Source organism: Halomonas sp. DP8Y7-3 (assembly GCF_019801675.1).
Classification (GTDB): Bacteria; Pseudomonadota; Gammaproteobacteria; order Pseudomonadales; family Halomonadaceae; genus Halomonas; species Halomonas litopenaei_A.
The window spans coordinates 293,750-311,788 of sequence record NZ_JAHVIO010000001.1 but is presented as its reverse complement, the minus strand read 5'-3'; the positions used below and the strand labels follow the sequence as shown (position 1 = coordinate 311,788).

Annotated in this window: 17 protein-coding genes; 3 read left to right on the top strand and 14 right to left on the bottom strand. The window is 63.5% G+C overall.

What is annotated here, in order from left to right; all coding sequences use genetic code 11:
• Nucleotides 1-718 precede the first annotated feature (718 nt).
• The 10 genes from KUV86_RS01380 to KUV86_RS01335 all read right to left on the bottom strand — a co-directional run bounded on the left by KUV86_RS01380 (nt 719) and on the right by KUV86_RS01335 (nt 10,533).
• Entirely contained in the window at nt 719-1,459 is a 741-nt protein-coding gene (locus KUV86_RS01380) for an ABC transporter permease (RefSeq protein WP_222483342.1), read from the bottom strand.
• A gap of 1 nt (nt 1,460) precedes the next feature.
• The gene (locus KUV86_RS01375; RefSeq protein WP_222483341.1) at nt 1,461-2,174 is read right to left on the bottom strand and encodes an ABC transporter permease; all 714 of its coding nucleotides are present in this window, start codon (nt 2,172-2,174) and stop codon (nt 1,461-1,463) included.
• An 81-nt stretch (nt 2,175-2,255) separates the two neighbouring features.
• Nucleotides 2,256-3,098, bottom strand: coding sequence for a transporter substrate-binding domain-containing protein (locus KUV86_RS01370; RefSeq protein ID WP_222483340.1), 843 nt, complete (start codon nt 3,096-3,098; stop codon nt 2,256-2,258).
• Between the two features lie 30 nt (nt 3,099-3,128).
• Entirely contained in the window at nt 3,129-3,941 is an 813-nt protein-coding gene (locus KUV86_RS01365; protein ID WP_222483339.1) for an amino acid ABC transporter ATP-binding protein, read from the bottom strand.
• Nucleotides 3,942-3,948: 7 nt separating this feature from the next.
• Nucleotides 3,949-5,157: a pyridoxal phosphate-dependent aminotransferase gene (locus KUV86_RS01360; RefSeq protein ID WP_222483338.1), complete on the bottom strand. Its 1,209-nt coding sequence runs from the start codon at nt 5,155-5,157 to the stop codon at nt 3,949-3,951.
• Nucleotides 5,154-5,891: a class II aldolase/adducin family protein gene (locus KUV86_RS01355; protein WP_206939423.1), complete on the bottom strand. Its 738-nt coding sequence runs from the start codon at nt 5,889-5,891 to the stop codon at nt 5,154-5,156. The genes KUV86_RS01360 and KUV86_RS01355 overlap by 4 nt, the downstream gene beginning before the upstream one ends.
• Nucleotides 5,891-6,814, bottom strand: coding sequence for an ABC transporter substrate-binding protein (locus KUV86_RS01350; protein ID WP_409996336.1), 924 nt, complete (start codon nt 6,812-6,814; stop codon nt 5,891-5,893). The genes KUV86_RS01355 and KUV86_RS01350 overlap by 1 nt, the downstream gene beginning before the upstream one ends.
• Nucleotides 6,815-7,061: 247 nt before the next feature.
• A complete protein-coding gene (locus tag KUV86_RS01345) occupies nt 7,062-8,765 on the bottom strand; it encodes a 5-guanidino-2-oxopentanoate decarboxylase (protein ID WP_222483337.1) in 1,704 nt (567 codons plus the stop codon).
• Complete coding sequence (locus KUV86_RS01340) at nt 8,762-9,412, bottom strand: HD domain-containing protein (protein WP_222483336.1); 651 nt, start codon at nt 9,410-9,412, stop codon at nt 8,762-8,764. Before KUV86_RS01340 ends, KUV86_RS01345 begins: the two co-directional genes overlap by 4 nt.
• Entirely contained in the window at nt 9,409-10,533 is a 1,125-nt protein-coding gene (locus tag KUV86_RS01335; protein ID WP_222483335.1) for a TauD/TfdA family dioxygenase, read from the bottom strand. Before KUV86_RS01335 ends, KUV86_RS01340 begins: the two co-directional genes overlap by 4 nt.
• A gap of 150 nt (nt 10,534-10,683) precedes the next feature.
• Here KUV86_RS01335 and KUV86_RS01330 point away from each other — a divergent pair, with 150 nt between their 5' ends.
• Nucleotides 10,684-11,763 carry a GlxA family transcriptional regulator gene (locus KUV86_RS01330; RefSeq protein ID WP_222483334.1) on the top strand — a complete coding sequence of 360 codons (1,080 nt, stop codon included), beginning with the start codon at nt 10,684-10,686 and terminating at the stop codon, nt 11,761-11,763.
• Nucleotides 11,764-11,780: 17 nt separating this feature from the next.
• Here KUV86_RS01330 and KUV86_RS01325 read toward each other — a convergent pair whose 3' ends face one another.
• Together KUV86_RS01325 and KUV86_RS01320 are read right to left on the bottom strand one after the other, a co-directional pair.
• Nucleotides 11,781-13,079 carry a TauD/TfdA family dioxygenase gene (locus KUV86_RS01325; protein ID WP_222483333.1) on the bottom strand — a complete coding sequence of 433 codons (1,299 nt, stop codon included), beginning with the start codon at nt 13,077-13,079 and terminating at the stop codon, nt 11,781-11,783.
• A 152-nt stretch (nt 13,080-13,231) separates the two neighbouring features.
• Entirely contained in the window at nt 13,232-14,215 is a 984-nt protein-coding gene (locus KUV86_RS01320) for a GlxA family transcriptional regulator (protein WP_222483332.1), read from the bottom strand.
• 550 nt (nt 14,216-14,765) lie between these two features.
• Here KUV86_RS01320 and KUV86_RS01315 point away from each other — a divergent pair.
• Nucleotides 14,766-15,734: a GlxA family transcriptional regulator gene (locus KUV86_RS01315; protein WP_222483368.1), complete on the top strand. Its 969-nt coding sequence runs from the start codon at nt 14,766-14,768 to the stop codon at nt 15,732-15,734.
• Between the two features lie 35 nt (nt 15,735-15,769).
• On the opposite strand, the gene KUV86_RS01310 is transcribed toward KUV86_RS01315, so the two are convergent.
• Complete coding sequence (locus KUV86_RS01310; protein WP_222163741.1) at nt 15,770-16,444, bottom strand: Fe2+-dependent dioxygenase; 675 nt, start codon at nt 16,442-16,444, stop codon at nt 15,770-15,772.
• Between the two features lie 130 nt (nt 16,445-16,574).
• The gene (locus tag KUV86_RS01305) at nt 16,575-17,072 is read right to left on the bottom strand and encodes a hypothetical protein (protein ID WP_222483331.1); all 498 of its coding nucleotides are present in this window, start codon (nt 17,070-17,072) and stop codon (nt 16,575-16,577) included.
• A 6-nt stretch (nt 17,073-17,078) separates the two neighbouring features.
• Between KUV86_RS01305 and KUV86_RS01300 the strand changes: the two genes are divergently transcribed.
• Nucleotides 17,079-17,864, top strand: coding sequence for a hypothetical protein (locus tag KUV86_RS01300; protein ID WP_222483330.1), 786 nt, complete (start codon nt 17,079-17,081; stop codon nt 17,862-17,864).
• Nucleotides 17,865-18,039 lie beyond the last annotated feature (175 nt).

Here is an 18,039-nt window from a genome sequence, read left to right as displayed (position 1 = left end):
TTATGGTGCAGTGCGGATTTATTATGCCGCATTTGGCAGTAAACATAGCGTGATTCGATAGTCCTTTGCCACAACATGCATATGCCGCGAAAGTTATCGGGTGAATGAGCGCTATAGTAGTGCCGTTGCTGTGTCTGCCATGTAGCGCAAATGAGGGATAGGCTGCGTCGAGCAGTTGGTAGGTTGCAGCGCCGACTCCGGCATACTTTGAGAGGGCTGAGCCTATCGTGAAGGGGCTCAGGATAGTTCGAAAGTACAGCGGCTCGGGCACAGCACCTTGTCAGAGATGTGAGTCGTAAGAGAACAGAGTAAATAAATGTGCAGCAGAGGGAGCCAACCGCAAAGAAGAGTCGCCCGTGCTGAGTCTAAAAACAGTATGAATTTTGCACAATAAAATTGACGCGCTGGATAAATCCGTCAAACCGGTGTACGCCCAGCCTACCGTTTATGATGCAGCCGCCAGCGGCAGCCGTATTTTTGCGTTTGATGTCACGCTGGCTACCACGCTTTATTTCACCCCCATGGCGGGGTGAGTGATCTGGGGTGACTGTTAGTAGAAGCGCCGGCGGAAGCGGGCCCGGTGATATGGCATATGGGCAACGTTGCCGGAGCGCTGTCTTCCGTGGTGAACATGCAGGGGCCCAGTTGTCGTGCTCAGGCTGCCCTTAGCCATTGTCTGAGCCATTGTCCGAGCCGCTGTCTGAGCCCCGCTTGAGTCTTACCCGTGTCTTGCCTGTGCCCACCAGCGAAAGCGTCGACGCTGTGGCTGCACGCCGGGGAAATGACGTTCCAGCTGCTGCAGTACCAGGGTCAGAATGATGGTCAGCAGCAGGTAGATGGCAGCGATGAGCAGTAGGGGCTCGTAGGTCAAGAACGTTTCGTCACGGATGATATTGGCAGCCTGCAGCAGGTCCATCATGGCGATGGTCGAGACCAGCGGTATCGATTTCAGCAGAAGAATCATCTCGCTGGTCAGGGTGGGTAGGCACAGCTGCACGGCTCTGGGTAGCCATAGGTGGACGAATACCTGCCATGGATGGAAACCATAGGCGCGTCCCGCCTCCCGCTCTCCCGGCGGTACGTTGAGCAGCGCGCCACGCAGGATTTCGCCGCTGTAGGCACCCACCGACAGGGTAAAGGTCAAGGTGGCGTAGAAGAAGGGATCGCGTAACAGGCCCCAGAAGATGCTGTCCTGGATGCCGGGGATGCCTTCCAGCAGGCGACCCACGCCGTAATAGAAGAAGAACAGTTGCACCAGCAGCGGCGTGCCGCGAATCACCGCAGTGACGCCGGTGGCCAGCCAGGCAAGGGGGCGCGGCCCCTTGATACGCGCCATGGCCATCGCCACCGCCAGGATCAGGCCTGCCACAGCCGATACCAGAAGTAGCCATAGCGTGTTGATCAGCCCTTCCACCAGATATTCCTGATAGAAGGGATCGCTCAGCCAGCTGAAATCCATGTCAATGCTCCTGAAGCTGGGGGAGGCCGCGCCGTGCGCGTCGCTCAACGGCGGCGAAAAGCCAGTTGGACGTCAGTGTCATGGCCAGGTAAAGCGCCCCTGCCGCGGCATAGAACAGGAAGTGAGCCCGGGTGCTGGCAGCTGCCTGTTGAATGGTGAAGAACAGCTCGCTATAGCCGATCACGCTGATTAGCGCGGTGTCCTTGATCAGAATCAGCCACAGGTTGGACATGCCGGGCAGGGCATTAGGCAGCATGGCCGGCAGGGTGACTCGGCGAAAGCGTGCCCAGGGGGAGAAGCCAAAGGCATCGGCGGCCTCAAGCTGACCGCGGGGTATGGCGCTGATGGCTCCGCGAAAGACCTCGGTCATGTAAGCGCCTTGAACGAAGGCCAGCACGCCCACGGCGGTCACGAAGCCGTTGATGGCGACCTGGCCGGAGAGTCCCAGCGCATGAGCCGCGGCGGTCAATGCCTGGGAGCCGGCGTAGTACAGCAGAATGATCAGCAACAGCTCCGGCACTGCTCTGACGCCGGTGGAATAGCCTGCGCCGATGCCGCGCAGCCAGGCTTGCCGGGAGAGCCGGCAGGCGGCGCCGACAAGGCCGAGCAGGACGCCTATGGCATAGGCCAACAGCGCAATCTCCAGGGTGGTGAGGGCTCCTTCAAGGATCGGACCCGCCCAATCGACGAGGCCCTCCTGGGAGGCGATAGACATGAAAAGACTCCTTGGCGTGGCCAGTTTTACAGCCTTGCGGCGGTCCCTGCGTCGCAGCAGGGACCGCCAGGGCCATTGACGTCAGCTGACGCAGACGTCAGTGCCGAAGTACTTCTCGGACAGCTCGGTGCAGGTACCGTCCTGATTGACCTGCTCAATGGCGGCGTTGACGGCCTCGGTAAGGGCATCGTCCTGTTGGCGCAGCCCGATGCCGACGCCTTCGCCGTAGGCCGCATGGTGAGGCGCCGTTGCCTTGATCTCGAAGTCGCCAGCTTCATTACGCTCGGTCAGTTCCACCATGGCGATCTCGTCGGCCAGAATGACGTCCAGGCGACCTGACAGCAGATCCCGGTTCACCTGTTCCGCCTGGTCGTACAGGCGGATGTCGACGCCGGTGTCCCTTAGCGCCCGACGGGCATAGGTGGCGTTGGTGGTGGCGCTCTGTACGCCCAGGACCAGACCATCGAGGCCCTCCGGGGGATCCAGCTCCAGCGAGCGGGCGGCGACATAGGCGCCAGGGGTGTAGTAGTACGGGTCGCTGAAGTCGATGACCTGAAGACGTTTTTCGGTGATCGACATGGAGTTCATGATCATGTCGATACGGCCTGACTTGAGCGAGGGAATGATGCCGCTCCAGCCTGTCGGGGTGATCTCGCATTCCCGAGCCATCTGTTCGCAGATCGCTGCGGCCAGCTCTATCTCGAAACCGGTCCAGTCACCGTCTGAGGAGGTGTAGGTAAAAGGCGGGTAAGGTTCTGCCGAGATGCCGATCTTGAGGGGCTCGCCCGCGGAGGCGGTGTCCGCCTGGTCGGTCGCATGGGCGCTGCCGATGGCTGCGGCACCGAGGGTCGTGGCCAGCGCGACGCCCAGGCCAAGGCGGCGAGCGAGATCGACTGACGGGCGCAGGGAAGGGAAGACGGTCATGGAAACTCCTGGTTGTTGTGGGACGGGCAGTCAGGCGGCAGGGGCGATGAAGCGCCGGCAGCGTTCGTTGTCGCTTTGTTCGAAGATGCGCTCGGGAGAGCCGGCAGCGCCGACCACTCCGCGGTCGAGAAACACGATCTGGTCGGACACGTCGCGGGCGAATGCCATTTCATGGGTGACCATCAGCATGGTGCGCCCTTCATCGGCCAGCCCGCGGATGACGCCGAGCACTTCATTGACCCGCTCTGGGTCGAGCGCCGAGGTGGGTTCATCGAACAGCAGGATCTGTGGCTCCATGGCCAGTGCGCGGGCAATCGCCACACGCTGCTGCTGTCCGCCGGACAGAAAGGCGGGATAGGCGTCCGCACGTTCGGCCATGCCGACACGCTCGAGATAGTGCATGGCCAGGGCGTTGGCCTTGCGTCGACTGACCCCCTTGACCCGCACGGGCGGCTCGCTGACGTTGCCCAGCACGGTCATGTGAGGCCACAGGTTGAACTGCTGAAAGACCATCGCCACCTTGGCGCGCAGGCGCTGCAGCTGGTGGCGGCTGAGGGGCATGTCGGTGTGGCCGCTGCGTGGGCCCTGTGCGGTGAAGCGCATGTGCTCGTCGGCGATGGTCAACTGGCCCTGCTGCGGGCGTTCCAGCAGGTTCATGCACCTGAGCAGGGTGCTCTTGCCGGAGCCGCTGGCGCCGATGATGGTGGTCACAGTGCCTTCGGCGACGGATAGGGACACGTCGCGCAGCACGTCAACGTCGCCATAGCGCTTGACCAGGTGCCGGGCCTCGACCACGGCGGAAGATGGTGGGGTATCGTTACAGTCTGAGGAAGATGGCGTCATAGGCGGCTCATGGGTGGGTGGCAAGACAGGCGTCGGCGAACTCACGAAGCCGTTTCGCGGCATCGGCCAGGGTGTCGGCCTGGTGGGTGAGACCCAGCCGAATGAAGCCAGCGGCCGAGGGGCCGAAGGCCTCGCCAGACAGCACCGAGATGCCGCATTGATCCAGCAGGCGATCAGCAAACTGTGCCGATGACAGGCCGGTGGCGCGAATGTCGACCATCACGAACATCCCGGCGTCGGGGCATACGGCTTTGGCGGCCTGACTGCCCGCCAGAGCGGCACACACGCTGTCGCGCCGAGCTTGGTAGGCGGCGTGCATGGTCGCCAGATCGTCGCCAAGCTGACCCTGCTCGTCCGCGAGAGCGGTGATGGCGGCGTCCTGAACGAAATCCGGGCAGCCGTACAACATGCACAGGGCCAGATGGCTGAGGTGCTCGATCAGCATCGGCGGGGCGATCACCCAGCCGAGTCGCCATCCGGTCATGGCATGTGACTTGGACAGACTCGAGATCACCACGCTGCGCTCGGCCATCTCCGGCAGCGACAGCGGGCAGGTATGGGTGCCATCGAACATCAGCTCCGCGTAGACCTCGTCGGAGATCAACCACAGATCGTGCTGCTGACAGAGTGCCGCCACCTGCTCCCATTGTTCGCGGGTCAGCGACTGTCCCGTGGGATTGTGGGGACTATTGATCAGGATCGCCTTGGTGCGGTGGGTGATGGCCGCCGCCACATCATCCACATTCAGCCGAAAGCCCTGGTCCGCCTGCAGTGGCACACGGGAGAGTGTGGCGCCGGTGGCCTGGATCACCGCTTCGTAGGTGACGTAGCTGGGTTCGGGCACGATGACCTCATCACCAGGATCGAGGAGGCATTGGGCCGCTGCATACAGGCCGCATTGGGCCCCTGCCATCACGATCAGGCGATCCGGCGTCAACTCGACGTGGCCAAGACGCTGGCTGCGACGGTAGTGGGAGACGATGGCTTCACGCAGCGCCAGCTTGCCCTGTACGTCGGCGTAGTGGGTGGCGCCCTGGTCCAGGCTGTGCTTGGCGGCCTCGACGATACTGCGCGGCGTGGTGAAGTCGGGGTCGCCCACCGACAGTACCGTGATGTCCTCGCCATTGGCCTGGCGCGCCAAGGCTCGACTGTGGATATCCCAGGCGGCGGCGCCTTCGCCGGCGATTCGCTGGGTGAGACGGGAGACGCGAGTCATGGGCTGTCCTCGAGCGCGGGAGCATGTAGGCCCAGGCGACGCAGCTCGGCGCGCCAGGCGAGATCGGTGCCTTGTGGGCTGGCGGCCCAGGCGTCGTACTGTCGGGCGACCTTGTCGCACAGGGCATGCGAGGCGCTGACCAGGGGCCGCCCGGTGGACTGAGCGGCCAGCTGTGCCTGGCAGGATCGTTCCAGGTCGCGCATACGCAGGAAGGCATCGCCGACGCTGGTGCCAACCACCAGCACACCGTGCTGGCGCAGGATCATGCTCATATGTGGGCCGAGGTCGTCCACCAGGCGCTGGCGCTCGTCCAGATCCAGCGCGATACCCTCGTAATCGTGGTAGCCGATGCGCTGATAGAACTGCATGGCCCATTGGTTAAGCGGCAGCAGACCCTCTTCGAGGCAGGAGACGGCCACGCCTGCGACGGTATGAGCATGCAGTACGCACAATGCGTCGCTGCGGGCTCCATGGATGGCGCTGTGTATCGTGAAGCCCGCGGGGTTGATGCCAAGCCCGGTGGGGTCATCCAGCACATTGCCTTGCTCGTCCACGCTGATCAGGCTGTCGGCGGTGACTTCTTCGAAACGCAGGCCGAACGGGTTGAGCAGAAACCTGTTGGCGTCAACCCGTACCGAGATATGGGTGGAGATACCGTCGTCCATGCCATCCAGCGCCATCAGTCGATAGGCGGCCGCCAGATCCTGGCGCAGCTGTTGCTGTCGATGGTCCATCAGCGCGTGTCCTTGAAGCTTGCCAGGGCCTCGTCGCCGTCGCGGCTGGTGACGCCGTCAAGAAAGGCGGACACCTTTTCCGGGTGCGAGGTGAGCCATTCGCTGGCGACCTGCTCAAGGTCTTGCTGCTCCAGGCTATACGCCTTGATGAAGTCGCTTTGCTCCTGGGCGCTGAACACCACCTGATCGAGCAGTCGCGTGAGGTTGGGGTTAGCCTCGGCGAACTCCTTGGCGACGACGGTCTTGACATCACTGCTGCCGTTGTCGGGCCCAAACACGTTTTCACTGTCGTCCAGGATGCGCACATCGTATTCGGGAATCATCCAGTGCGGGGTCCAACCGTAGAAGGCGATCCAGCGTCCCTCGTCCACCGCCGCCTTGACCTCACTCAGCATGCCCGGCGTGGAGGAAGACATGACCTCCCAGTCGCCAAGACCATGGGTATTGGCTTTAACGGCGGCGTCGATGAAATCGGTGACGGTAGAGCCGCTTTCGATGGAATAGAAGGTGCGCTCAAAGCGCTCGGCGTTGGCGGCGTCCCCGAGCTGAGCGGCGTCGGTGATGCCGGCGTCCGCCACGTAACCAGGCACGGCAAAGCCCATGCGAGCACCGGTGACATTGTTGCCGAGGTCGATGATGGCGCCCGCTTGCATGGCAGCGTCATAGCTTTCCTGCTGGGCCGGCAGCCAGCCTGCCAGAAAGGCATCACTGTCACCGCTGATCAGGGTCTTGTAGCCCACCGTGGAACTGACCTCCAGGCGCTCGACCTGGTAGCCGAGGGGTTCGGCAAGCTGGGCCAGGATCTCGCTCTTGACGGTGACCCCAGGCCAGGGCGGGACCACCAGGCGAAGACGCTCGTCCCGATCTTCCGCCAGGGCGATAGAGGAGGTGGACAGGGTCGCGACCAGCAACGCTCCGGCCAGCCACGGCGGCAGTGAGCCGGCAGGGATTCCGGGGCGACGCGTCGGCAGCAGCAGGGATGTCGTGTGGTGGGTTCGGGTCACGGGGAACTCCTTCGTTATTATCAGGGTTTGCTGTCCCGGCCAGCTCAGGGCTGGCTAGGCGCTGATCGTCTCTGTAGCGGGGCCGTTGTCGCCGCCTTGACATGTGTCTACAGCGCGCCGCGGCCGGCACGCCAAGGGTTTTCCTCTGTCTCCTCGACACGTCTCCTCAACAGCCGGTGGCAGGCTGCTCCAGTGATGCTTGCCAGGCAAGGGCGTCGACCTCGATGACCAGCGGCGAGGCGGCCTGGTCCAGTGTTGTCAGGGCCTGTCGTAGCGCCTCTGGTGCGTTGACGCTGATATATCGGCAGGCGAAGGCATCACATAGGGGAGCGAAGGACGGCGGCTGCAGGTTGACGCCGATGTGAGCGACGCCATCAGCACTCATGTAGCGCCGGATTTCGTCGTAACCGTCATTGTTCCAGATGATCAGCACCAGGGGCTGGACCTTGTCGGAGGCATCGGGAGCTTGAGCAAGATCGCGCGCGGTGGCGAGTTCGCCGAGCACGAATTGCAGACCACCGTCGCCCACCAGGGCAACGACGGGAAGTTGAGGCTTGGCCAGGGCGGCCCCCAGCGCGGCGGGTAGACCATAGCCCAAGGTGCCGAACCCGGTGGCGGCATTGAACCAGCGGCGAGGCGCCGAGCGTCGAGCGATGACGTTGCCGGCGTACACGGGCCCCGTGGAGTCACCGACGATGATGGCCTCGGGCAAGGCGTCATCGAGGATATCGAACAGGGGCAGATAGGGCTTCAGCTCCGGGTCTTCGTACAGCGCCAGGTCACGACGAACCGCGCGGCAGCGCTCGGCACCCGCGCGGAGCTCGGCAGCCGTACGTAACTGCTCAGCACACTCGGAGCGTGACGGACGACCAGGCGCCGCTGATTCGCTCAGAGCGCCGAGCAGCGCGTCTGCGGCGAGACCGACGTCGGCGACCATCGCCAGCTCCGCGGAGCGGTTACGGGCAAGCTGCTCGACGTCCAGGTCAACACGAATCACGCGGCCCTGAAGGGCGAAGCCATCGTTGAAGACCAGGTCGTAATCGGTTTCGCCAAGCTCGGTACCCAGGGCAAGCACGACATCGGCGTCACGCGCCAGATGGCGTACCGGTGCCAGGCTGGCGGTGGTGCCAAGATCCAGGGGGTGATGACTGCCGAGCACACCACGTGCATTGACCGTGGTCAGCACGGGAGCATCCAGGCGCTCGACCAGGGCCTTGACGGACGCTGCGGCGGAGCAGGCACCACCACCCACCAGGACCAGCGGCCGTTGGGCTTGATCAAGCCAGCGGGCGGCCTCATGCACGGCCTGCGGAGCCGGCGCCGGCGGGAAGACACGGATCGGCCGGCCTGGCGCGCGGCTCACTGGCGCATCAAACAGGTCGATGGGAATCTCGATGTGAACGGGCCCGGGCCGGGCACCCTGGAAGATGGCGAAGGCCCGCGCCAGTACTTCCGGAAGGGCCTCAGGGTCGAGCAGGGTATGACTGAAGCGCGCGACACCGGCAAGCGTCGCGCTCTGCTGAGGCATCTCGTGCAGTCGGCCCTGGCCCCGGCCCAGGGTTGCCACGCGATTGACGCTGGATATCACCAGCATCGGCACCGAGTCGGCCAGGGCCTGGCCCATGGCAGTGGCGATATTGGTCATGCCAGGGCCGGTAATGATAAAGCAAGCCGCGGGCTTGCCGCTGGCTCTGGCGTAGCCATCGGCCATGAAGCCTGCCCCTTGCTCATGGCGGGGTGTGACATGGCGCAGGCCGGCCCCCTCGAGACCTCGGTATAGCTCGACGGTGTGCACGCCGGGAATGCCGAACACGGTATCGACGCCATAGTCTTCCAGCAGCGTGATCAGGGTCTGGGCGCAGGTCCTCATGCGCGCTCCTGTGGATCATCCACGACGTCAGGCAGGCCGCCAAAGGGGGGGCGTTGCATGACCCGCTGAATCATCGGCAGAAACGCTGACAAGGGCAGGGTGTCATAGTCGGGATCGAAGCTGGTCTGATCCCACTCATCGCAGAACCTGACGGTGCGAGCGTAGGCTGGGTGGTCGCGATAGGCCTCACGGGCGTGTCGGTCCTGGCCAAAGAAATGGCGGTAGTGGTAGCCCTGAAACAGCTCATGATGCCGAATCATCCACACGTTGAGGGGATCGACGAAGGGTTCAAGGATCGCAGCCGCAATCTCGGCGTGGTTGGCCGGGGCCAGGTCGTCGCCGATATCGTGAAGCAGCGCACACACGACCATCTCTTCATCGGCACCGTCGCGCAGGGCGCGGGTGGCGGTCTGCAGGCAGTGTTCGTAGCGATCTACCGGATAGCCGTGGGTATCGCCCTTCAGTCGCGCCAGATGATCGAGCACGCGGCGGCAGGCGTCATCCTGGTAGGCGCGGAAATGCTGGTCGATCAGCCGCCACTCGGCGGCAGTGCTCTCATCGAAGCGGGCAAACGTGGCTTGCTCTGTTTGCTTGGCTTGCTCTGCTTGCTTGGCTTGGCTGGAGAGGGTGCTGTCGGTCGCTGTCATGAGGTGACTCCTGCGAGGTGACGGCTCAACACCAGGCGGCGGCTGGCGGTGCTGTCCCGATCGACGTAGCCCTGGCGCAGATGGCGCACGCCACCGTCAAGGGTGAACGAGGTGCGGCCATGCAACAGGCGGTAGTTGTCCATGATCAGCATCTCGCCTGGCGACAGCTTAAGGCGCAGGGTAAGCGCCTCGCTGCGGATCAGATCGTAGAAGGCCTTGCGCGCGGCGTAGTAGCGTCGCAACTCCTGGCTCTCCATGGCATCGACCCGTTCGGTGCGATTGGAGTAGCGCACTCTGACCACCTCGCCGTGGGGGTCACATTCGATCAGCGGCCCGCGGCTTTCCAGGTGGGTGGCGTCGTCCTGATAGCGAAAGCGGGGGCTTACCCGGGTGAGGCAGTCGAAGGCCTCGGGGTCTTGCTGTCGCAGACGGCGTGCCGCCTCGAAACCGTCTACCAGCGTGCTGTCGCCTCCCTCGGCGGCGTTGGTCAGACAGTGCAGCCAGATGTAGCCGGGAATCGGGTCACGATAGGGATTGTCGGTGTGTGGCTCGAGTCCGCGTTGGGTCATGGTCAGGTCATAGGCATTGGCCACCGACTTGACGTCAGCAATGCCGCCCCAGTTGGTGCGCCGCAGAGGGCCGATGCGATCGATCAACGGCTGCATGGCGTCGGTGTCGTCCGGTAGCCCTGACACGTGAACAAAGCCGAAGCGCTCCAGCTTGAGCAGCAGGGTCAGCAGCGCCGCGTCGCTGGTGAGCGCCTCGCTGAAGTCGACGCTGGAGGGGGCCTCGAGAGCAGCATCCCACAGCTCGCGGGGCGGTGTGTCTGCGCTGCCAGTGCTGGCTGACCTGGCCAGCTCCGCAAGAGGGAAGCGCCCCTGCTGACCGTCGGAGAACGCCAGTGCCAGTTCGCCTTTCTCAGCGCTGGCAGCGGTCAGCGCCAGGTCCAGGGGCAGCTCGGCGGCCTCGATCAGCCGCTGACCGGTCTGGGGGTCGAGCGTATCCGCCTGTGGCAGGCGCTCGCGTAGCCATAGCGCATCGAGATGAAGCTGGCCGTTGGACAGGAACAGCTGTAGCTGGCGTCCATTGTCGGCAAGGGCAGGGGGCGTCTGCAGGATCATGGAAAACCGTCTCCGAGGGCCGTCGAACGTGCCGAGTCAGTGCCATCGAAAGGTCTGGCTCAGCGGTTTGTTCAGAGTTTTCCTTAGGTTACTGTGCGGGTTCGGTTATCATTTGATGAAATTCGCCATCTTGTTGATCAAATTCGCCCCATGACGTCCACCGACTGGCCTTCCAGCCATCCCTATCCCCGGCCTGACTCACCCCCGCTGCTCAGCCCTGCTCAGGCCGAGCACACGCTGGACGTGTGGCTGGTGCCCAAGTTCTCGATGTTGACGCTGGTGTGCCTGCTTGAGCCGCTGCGAGTGGCCAATCGGTTTGGCCGGGATCTGTTTGCCTGGCGGCTGTTGTCCAGCAATGGCGAGCCGGTCATGGCCAGCAATGGCGTGCGCATTGATGTGGACGGGCGCCTGGCTGAGGTCACCGAGGCGGACTGGTATCAGGGCATCGCCTCCAGCGGCCGCCTGATGGTGGTGTCGTCCTATGAGCCTGAAGCGATGGTGACCGTGGATGACCTGCTATTGCTGAAACGCCTGTCGGCCTATGGGGTGTGGTTGGGTGGGCTGGATACGGCGCCCTTCATTCTGGCACGAGCGGGGGTCATGGAGGGCTATCCGGTGGCGCTGCACTGGGAGAGTGTGCCGGCATTTCGTGAGGAGTTTCCTGGCCTGGAGGTGCGCCCCGACAGCTATGTGTGGGAAGGGGCAAGACTGACCGGATCCGGAGGCTCAGCCAGTATCGACATGATGCTGGAGTGGGTGACGACCCTTTACGGTCCTGCATTGGCAGAGGCGGTCGGAAGACAGATTATGCACTCCCGCCCCCAGGGCGACGGCCATGCAGCAGGCCACATCGATCCCGTCGACAACCCCGCTGCGGGCGGCGGATTGCCGCGCCCGGTGTTGAAGGCCCTGGCGGTGATGGAAGCCAATCTGACCCAGGCGTTGTCGATTCCCGACGTGTGTCGGCTGGCAGGCCTGTCCCAGCGGCAGCTGACCCGCCGGTTCATGGCAGAGTTTGGCGAAACTCCCAAGCAGTGCTACCTCAATATGCGTCTGGATCAGGCTCAGCGGATGCTCGCGGACAGCCGCATGACCGTTACGGCGGCAGCCGTCGCCGTGGGCTTTACGCATCTGGCGCACTTCTCACGGGCCTACCGTCGGCGTTTTGGGGAAGCGCCCAGTGTGACCGCCCGGCGTGGCTTGGGACCGGGCGGCAGGCAGGACAGCTAGGCGCTTGCTAAAGGGCGTCAGGCGTCGCTGAGGCTGCGCTCTCGTTGACGACGCTGGAGCATACGATAACGGGAGCGGACCTCATCACGTTCGAGGTAGCAGCCCTGTAGCCAGCGATGTCCTGAGTCGCCCTCGAAGGCGTCGCGGGCGTGCAACAGACGCCGGTTGTCGAAGATCACCAGGTCTCCCGGTGCATAGGTAAAGCGCAGCGCGAAGCGGGACTGACGCAATAGCCCCTGCAGCGCCATCAGGGCGCGATAGGCCTCTTCGACCAGGTCGAAGTCAGTCATCAGCGGCCCGCGCAGGAAGTCGGCAATGCGCACTTCGCTGAGCTGGCCCTGATCATCCAGCACGATCATCGGCGAATGCCAGACATAGTCCGTGGTCTTGGCGGTGTTGGCGTAGCGCCAATGTACCTGGGTCAGGGTGGAGAAAGCCTCAGGGTCTTCCTGGCGCAGGGCGTCCGCCACCGCAAAGCCATCGAGCATGACCGCCTGTCCACCGGCGACGCTGTTTTCAAGGCAGTGCAGGCACTGCAGGCCAGGATGGTATTCCCGCGTGGGCAGATCCACGTGGGGAGGAAGCGCAATCGAGGTATAAGCGTTGGAGTCAGGGTCAGGCTTGGCGCGCACGTCGAACAGGGTGCCGAAGTTGGTGGCTCTTACTGGGCCGATACGCTCGGCAACGCTGGCCAGTGTCCCAGGCTCCGTGGGCAGGCCGCGCAGGCGCACCAGGCCCTTGCGCAGCAGTGACTCCAGTGCCGGCTCCAGCGTCGAGGCTTCTTCCGGGCTATCGATGGCGGTGGTGGAAAAGGTGCTGGCGTCCAAGGTGTCAGGCGCCGCGTCCGCTCCTCCCAGCCAGGTCTCCACGGCGACCAGTGGAGCCAGTGGATCCTCGCAGTTGTCATAGTCGTGGGCGCGCAGCCAGCCCGGATGAAAGCGCAGTGTGCGCTGTTCAGGACTCATGATCAGTTCCACGGCTCCGCTGTCATCGAGCCGCGCAGCCGCTATCTGAGGCCAAGCCTCCAGGCACGACAGGTCGAGAATGCGCTCTCGTGTGGCGGGATTGATGGTGCTGTCATCGGCGGCATTTTCTCTCAGCCAGACACTGTGGTAGCGGCTGACGCGGCCATCCTGCCAGGTCACGGTCAGCACCCGAGAGTCGCTAGTCACCTCGGCGATGGCCACCGCTACCGGCCAGCTATCGTAGTCGGGCGTCGGTGGCAGCGCCGACGGCGGTGTGGCGGCGGAGGATGCGGTGGTGGAAACAGAGGACGTAGAGGAGTTAGCGGACGGTCGAGACGTCTGCGCGTGCATGGAGCCTCCTTGAGCTAGCCTGGACGAGTCGTCGGAAAGCGACGTGTGGGTGACGCACCCCAGCGGGCAGGCATTCAGCCCCCTGCAGTGGGTCACGACGATGGCCACAGCATGGCGCCGGTGGGGCTGAAGCATCGTGCAGAAGTCGACAATTATCGTGCAGAATCCGACATCGGAGGGGTGGGCTGACGTCGCAAGGCGCTAGGCGAGGCACCGTGGTGTTGGCGAAAGGCGCGGGTGAAGCTCGAGGCTGAGGCAAAGCCGCTGGCCAGCGCGATATCCATGACACTGTGTCGGGTACTGGTGACCAGTTGATGGGCGAGGCTCAGGCGCCGCTCCAGGTACAGCTGCCCTGGGGTGCGGGACAGATGCTGCTGGCACTCCCGCTCCAGCTGGCGCTCCGATAGTCCGATGGCGGAAGCCAGCTGGGGAATGGATAGGGGGGATTCCAGGTGGGCATCCATGATCCCGATAAGGGTGGCCAGGCGTTGTGGCAGTCGCTCCTGGTAGCGGACGTCACGCTGTCGGCTGGCCGGCAGCCGCCGATGGTCATGCACCAGCTGCTCCTTGACGCGGCGGGTCAAGGCGTCGCCGTGGCGGCGTCGAATGGTGTCCAGTGCCAGGTCGATGGAGGCGCTGGCCCCAGCCCCGAAAAAGCCGCTGGGTGTCACTTCGTAAAGCGACTCCACCGCTTCTATATGGGGGTGCTGGCGCCTGAATTCGGGCAGGCTCTCCCAGTGCAAGGTGACGGTGTCGTCGATCAGTCCGGCGGACGCAAGGCAGAAAGCCCCCGTATCCAGCGCCCCCAGGCAGGTGCGCTGCTCGCGACGTTCCGTCAGCCAGGTGGTCAGGCTGTCATCGACGGCGGCCATGGGCTCAAAGCTGGCGCAGACGGCAAGGCTGGGCAGCCATGGGGTGTCCTCCAGTGCGTGCTCGACCGCCAGGGGAATGCCGTTGCTGGCATGGACCGGCAGCCCATCCCTGCTGATCAGGTGCCAGCGAAATAGCGTCTCACCGGACAGTCGGTTGGCAATGCGCAGAGGATCGATGGCGGAGAACAGCGCCACCATGGAAAAACGAGGCAACAGCAAAAAGCCGATGGCTTCCGGACTCGGTCCCTGGTAGGTCAGGCGCACGACGGCTTCCTCCGCATCGCCTGGGCCTGGGCATGAGCCTGATGCCGACGGGGCGACGAGTCGTGAGAATGGGAGTGGAGCATGGCGCGCCGCCAGGGCCTCTCGATAGGATGGCGTAAAAGCATGACAGCGCAGGCGACCCGGCTCAAGCCCGGCCCTCGCCTTGGGGCTGCGCGCTATGCTGGGGCTTGTACGTAAAGTGTCTGCGCTTGGTGATACGGTGTTAAACATCGGCTGGTACGCCAGCCCGGTTAAAATGCTCAGTTACACCTCGTAAACTGCGCTTTCTCACCGATTTCTGCCTTGTCTAACCTTCGCTCGTCGACGTTTCGGACAACGCCTAGGCTTGGCGATCGGTCGCACACAGTAGAAAGCGTAAAGGAAGATAGCCATGCAGACTTGGCCAGGCCAGGGGCAGATCCACATGGAGGCTAGCGATCAGCCCCATGGGCGGGGCAAGGACGGCCACCCTGATGAGGGCCAGGGGCGTCATCCTCACGCTGACACCACCGCTGACACCACCGCTGATGGCTCAGGCGACAACGAACCCATGTTCTCGGCATCGACCGCCAGCGAACGCATGGGTTTTCTGTTATTGCCCCAGTTTTCGATGATGGCGTTCTTCTCGGCGGTAGAGCCCTTGCGCATCGCTAACCGGATTGCCGGTCGTCCGCTCTACGAGTGGACGGTGATCGGGCTATCTGGTGATCCTGTCACCGCCAGCAATGGCATGACGCTGATGGTGGACCATGCTATCGACCAGGTGCGCCACTTGCCGTCGTTGGCGGTGTGCAGCGGGTTTGATCCAGAGCAGTGGATCGGTCGTGGTCTGAGTGCTTGGCTCAACCGCCTGGACCAGGGAGGCTGTCGTATCGGGGCCCTCGACACCGGTGCGGTGGTGCTGGCCGAGGCCGGGTTGCTGGCCGGAGAGACCGTTACGCTGCATTGGGAGACGCTACCGGCCTTCAACGAGCGTTATCCCACCATTCGCACCTGCGATGAGCTCTTCCTGCTCGGCCAACGACGTTTTTTCTGTGCTGGTGGGGCTGCTGCCATGGACATGACCCTGGAGATGATCGCCAGGCAGCATGGGATGGCGCTGGCGGTAGACGTGTCGGAACAGCTGATTCACGACCGTTTGCGGTCCCGTACCGACCAGCAGCGCATGAGCCTGGTGCGTCGATTGGGGACCCATCAGCCACGCTTGATCGATGCCGTGTCACTGATGGAGAGCCATCTAGAGGCACCCCTTGAGCTTGCCGAGATTGCGCGGCGCAGTCAGATCTCGTTGCGTCAGCTGCAGCGCCTGTTCGCCGACGAGTTAGGGGAGTCGCCCACCGGCTACTATCTGGGACTGCGGCTGAACCGTGCCGCGTCACTGCTCAAGGACACCGATCTGGACGTGCTCGCCATCGGGCTAAGCTGCGGCTTTGGCTCCGCCTCGAGTTTCAGCCGTGCCTTTCGGCGCCACTATGGTTGTTCACCCCTGAGCTATCGACGCCAGGACGAGAGCAGCTGACGCCAGTGGATGGGGCATAGCCCTGGTGCAGGGGATCAGATGTCGGCCCACATGCGCAGCAGGTTGGCCAGGCTCTTGGAAATGGCGTCAAAGTCAGCGGTCTTGCCATCGCGTTCAAATATCTGGCGCCGGGTGGTGTCCAGGTCAAACAAGATCTCCCGTTGTTCCGGCTGACGCACCTGGCTTTGCAGCCATCCCACCGCGGCCAGTCGCTCACCCCGGGTCACAGGGTCCACCCGGTGCAGGGTCGACGACGGATAGAGGATCATGGAGCCCGCCGGTAACTTGTAGCGCTGCTCACCCTGGGGGGTGTCCATGATCAACTCACCCCCATCGTAGTGGGCTGGCTCCTCCAGAAAGAGGGTGAAGGACAGGTCGGTACGCATGGGCCCCTGGGGCGTGGGCATGACCGCATCATCGACATGGTTGCCGTAGGTCATGCCCTGCTGATAACGACTGAACATCACCGGCTTCATGCGTCGGGGCCTGGCGGCGATCTGAAACAGCGTGTGGTTGGCCAACGTCTTCATGACATCGTCGCGCAGGCTGGCGATGGCAGGGTCCTGGCCGCTCGCCTGCTGATTCTGTTTCACCGTGCGTGCGTGCCAGCCCGCTGTTTCCTTGCCGTCGCGGAAACGGGCTTCGCCCAGGGTCTGGCGAATGCGTGCCAGCAGCTCGTTGGAGAGCACTTGGTCGATACATAGAATCATCGTTGCCCCTCGCAAATGGTGAATTGTACCCTAGTGTTAATCATTTGCATTACACTTGGTCACATGTCGCGTCCAGGATCGTCATGGACCATTGGCGGAACCTGCCGCCACCCTTAGCGCGCGTAGCCCCCTAGATGGCAACAGGCGCGTAAAACCGATAGCAGCCACAACGAGGATGTTCATCATGACCCAAGAGACCCGCACCAAACTGTGGATCGGTGTAGGCACCAGCCTTTTGCTCGGAACCGGCGCCGCCTGGGCCGATCATCATGGCGACGAGGAAATGACGCAAGACGGCGTTGTGCACGAAGCGGGGCAAGCTGGCCACGGCGGCGAAGGTGGTGAAGGCGGAGAGCACGGCCACGGTGGTGAAGGTGGCGAAGGTGGCGAAGGTGGAGAGCACGGCCACGGCGGTGAAGGTGGCGAAGGTGGTGAAGGTGGTGAAGGCGGAGAACACGGCCACGGTGGCGAAGGTGGTGAAGGCGGAGAACACGGCCACGGTGGTGAAGGTGGTGAAGGTGGCGAGCACGGCCACGGTGGTGAAGGCGGCGAAGGTGGAGAGCACGGCCACGGCGGCGAAGGCGGCGAAGGTGGCGAAGGTGGCGAAGGTGGCGAAGGTGGCGAGCACGGCTCCTTGGCTAGTGACCCCTACGCGGTATTTGCCTATTTAACTGCTACTGCCGGCGGTGAAGGCGGTGAAGGCGGTGAAGGCGGTGAAGGTGGTGAAGGTGGTGAAGGCGGCGAAGGTGGTGAAGGTGGTGAAGGCGGCGAGCATGGCCACGTAGACGCGGCCAACCCTGGTATCTACACCACAGAACTCGCCCTGATGCTGGGGCACCTTCAGGTGGCCAAGGAGCTCTACACCGAAGGCGCAAAGACCGCTTCCTACCCGCATTTCGGTCATCCCTACCATGAGGTCTATCCGGGCATCGCCAAGGCGTTGGAGACCCGCGGAATCGAGGCCTTCGACGAGACCTTGGAAGACTTTTCTGGCCAGGTCCAGCAGGGCGGAGACTGGAGTGAATACGAGGCAGAGTATGAGTCGCTGCGCGCTACCATCGTGGCCGCCATGGGCGACGTGGACGATGAACTCGAGATGGATGCTGGCTTCCAGGCCAAGGTCCAGCTGGCGTTGTTGCAGACTGCGCTGCACGAGTACGAAGAAGCGGTCGACGACGGTGAGTTCGTCAATGTAGTGGAGTATCAGGATGGCCGTGGATTTGTGCTGACGGCCCGTGAGTCGCTGGAGCGCCACGCCGAGCTGTTTCGCGAAGCAGGCGCTTATGCTGCCCTGGAGGAGGGCTACGAGGGCTTGCTGAAGGCCTGGCCGAGTGCCAAGGCGCCGGCGTCACCGGTCATGAGCGTGGGCGAGCTATCCGCCGCCATGTTTCCGCTCGAGGCTGAGCTGGGCAAGTTCTAATGGCGCTTTGCCGCTAGCGCCTGAGTGAAGGTGTTAGCCAGAGTGCTACAGGGCGCCATGGCACTCGTCATAGGCTGCAGACAGGGCCTGACATCAGGCCCTGTCTGCGTACACGCTGCTCTAACTTGGCACCTGAGCCTCATAGACTTCGGGTTCCAGGTCCCGGGCTCTGGGC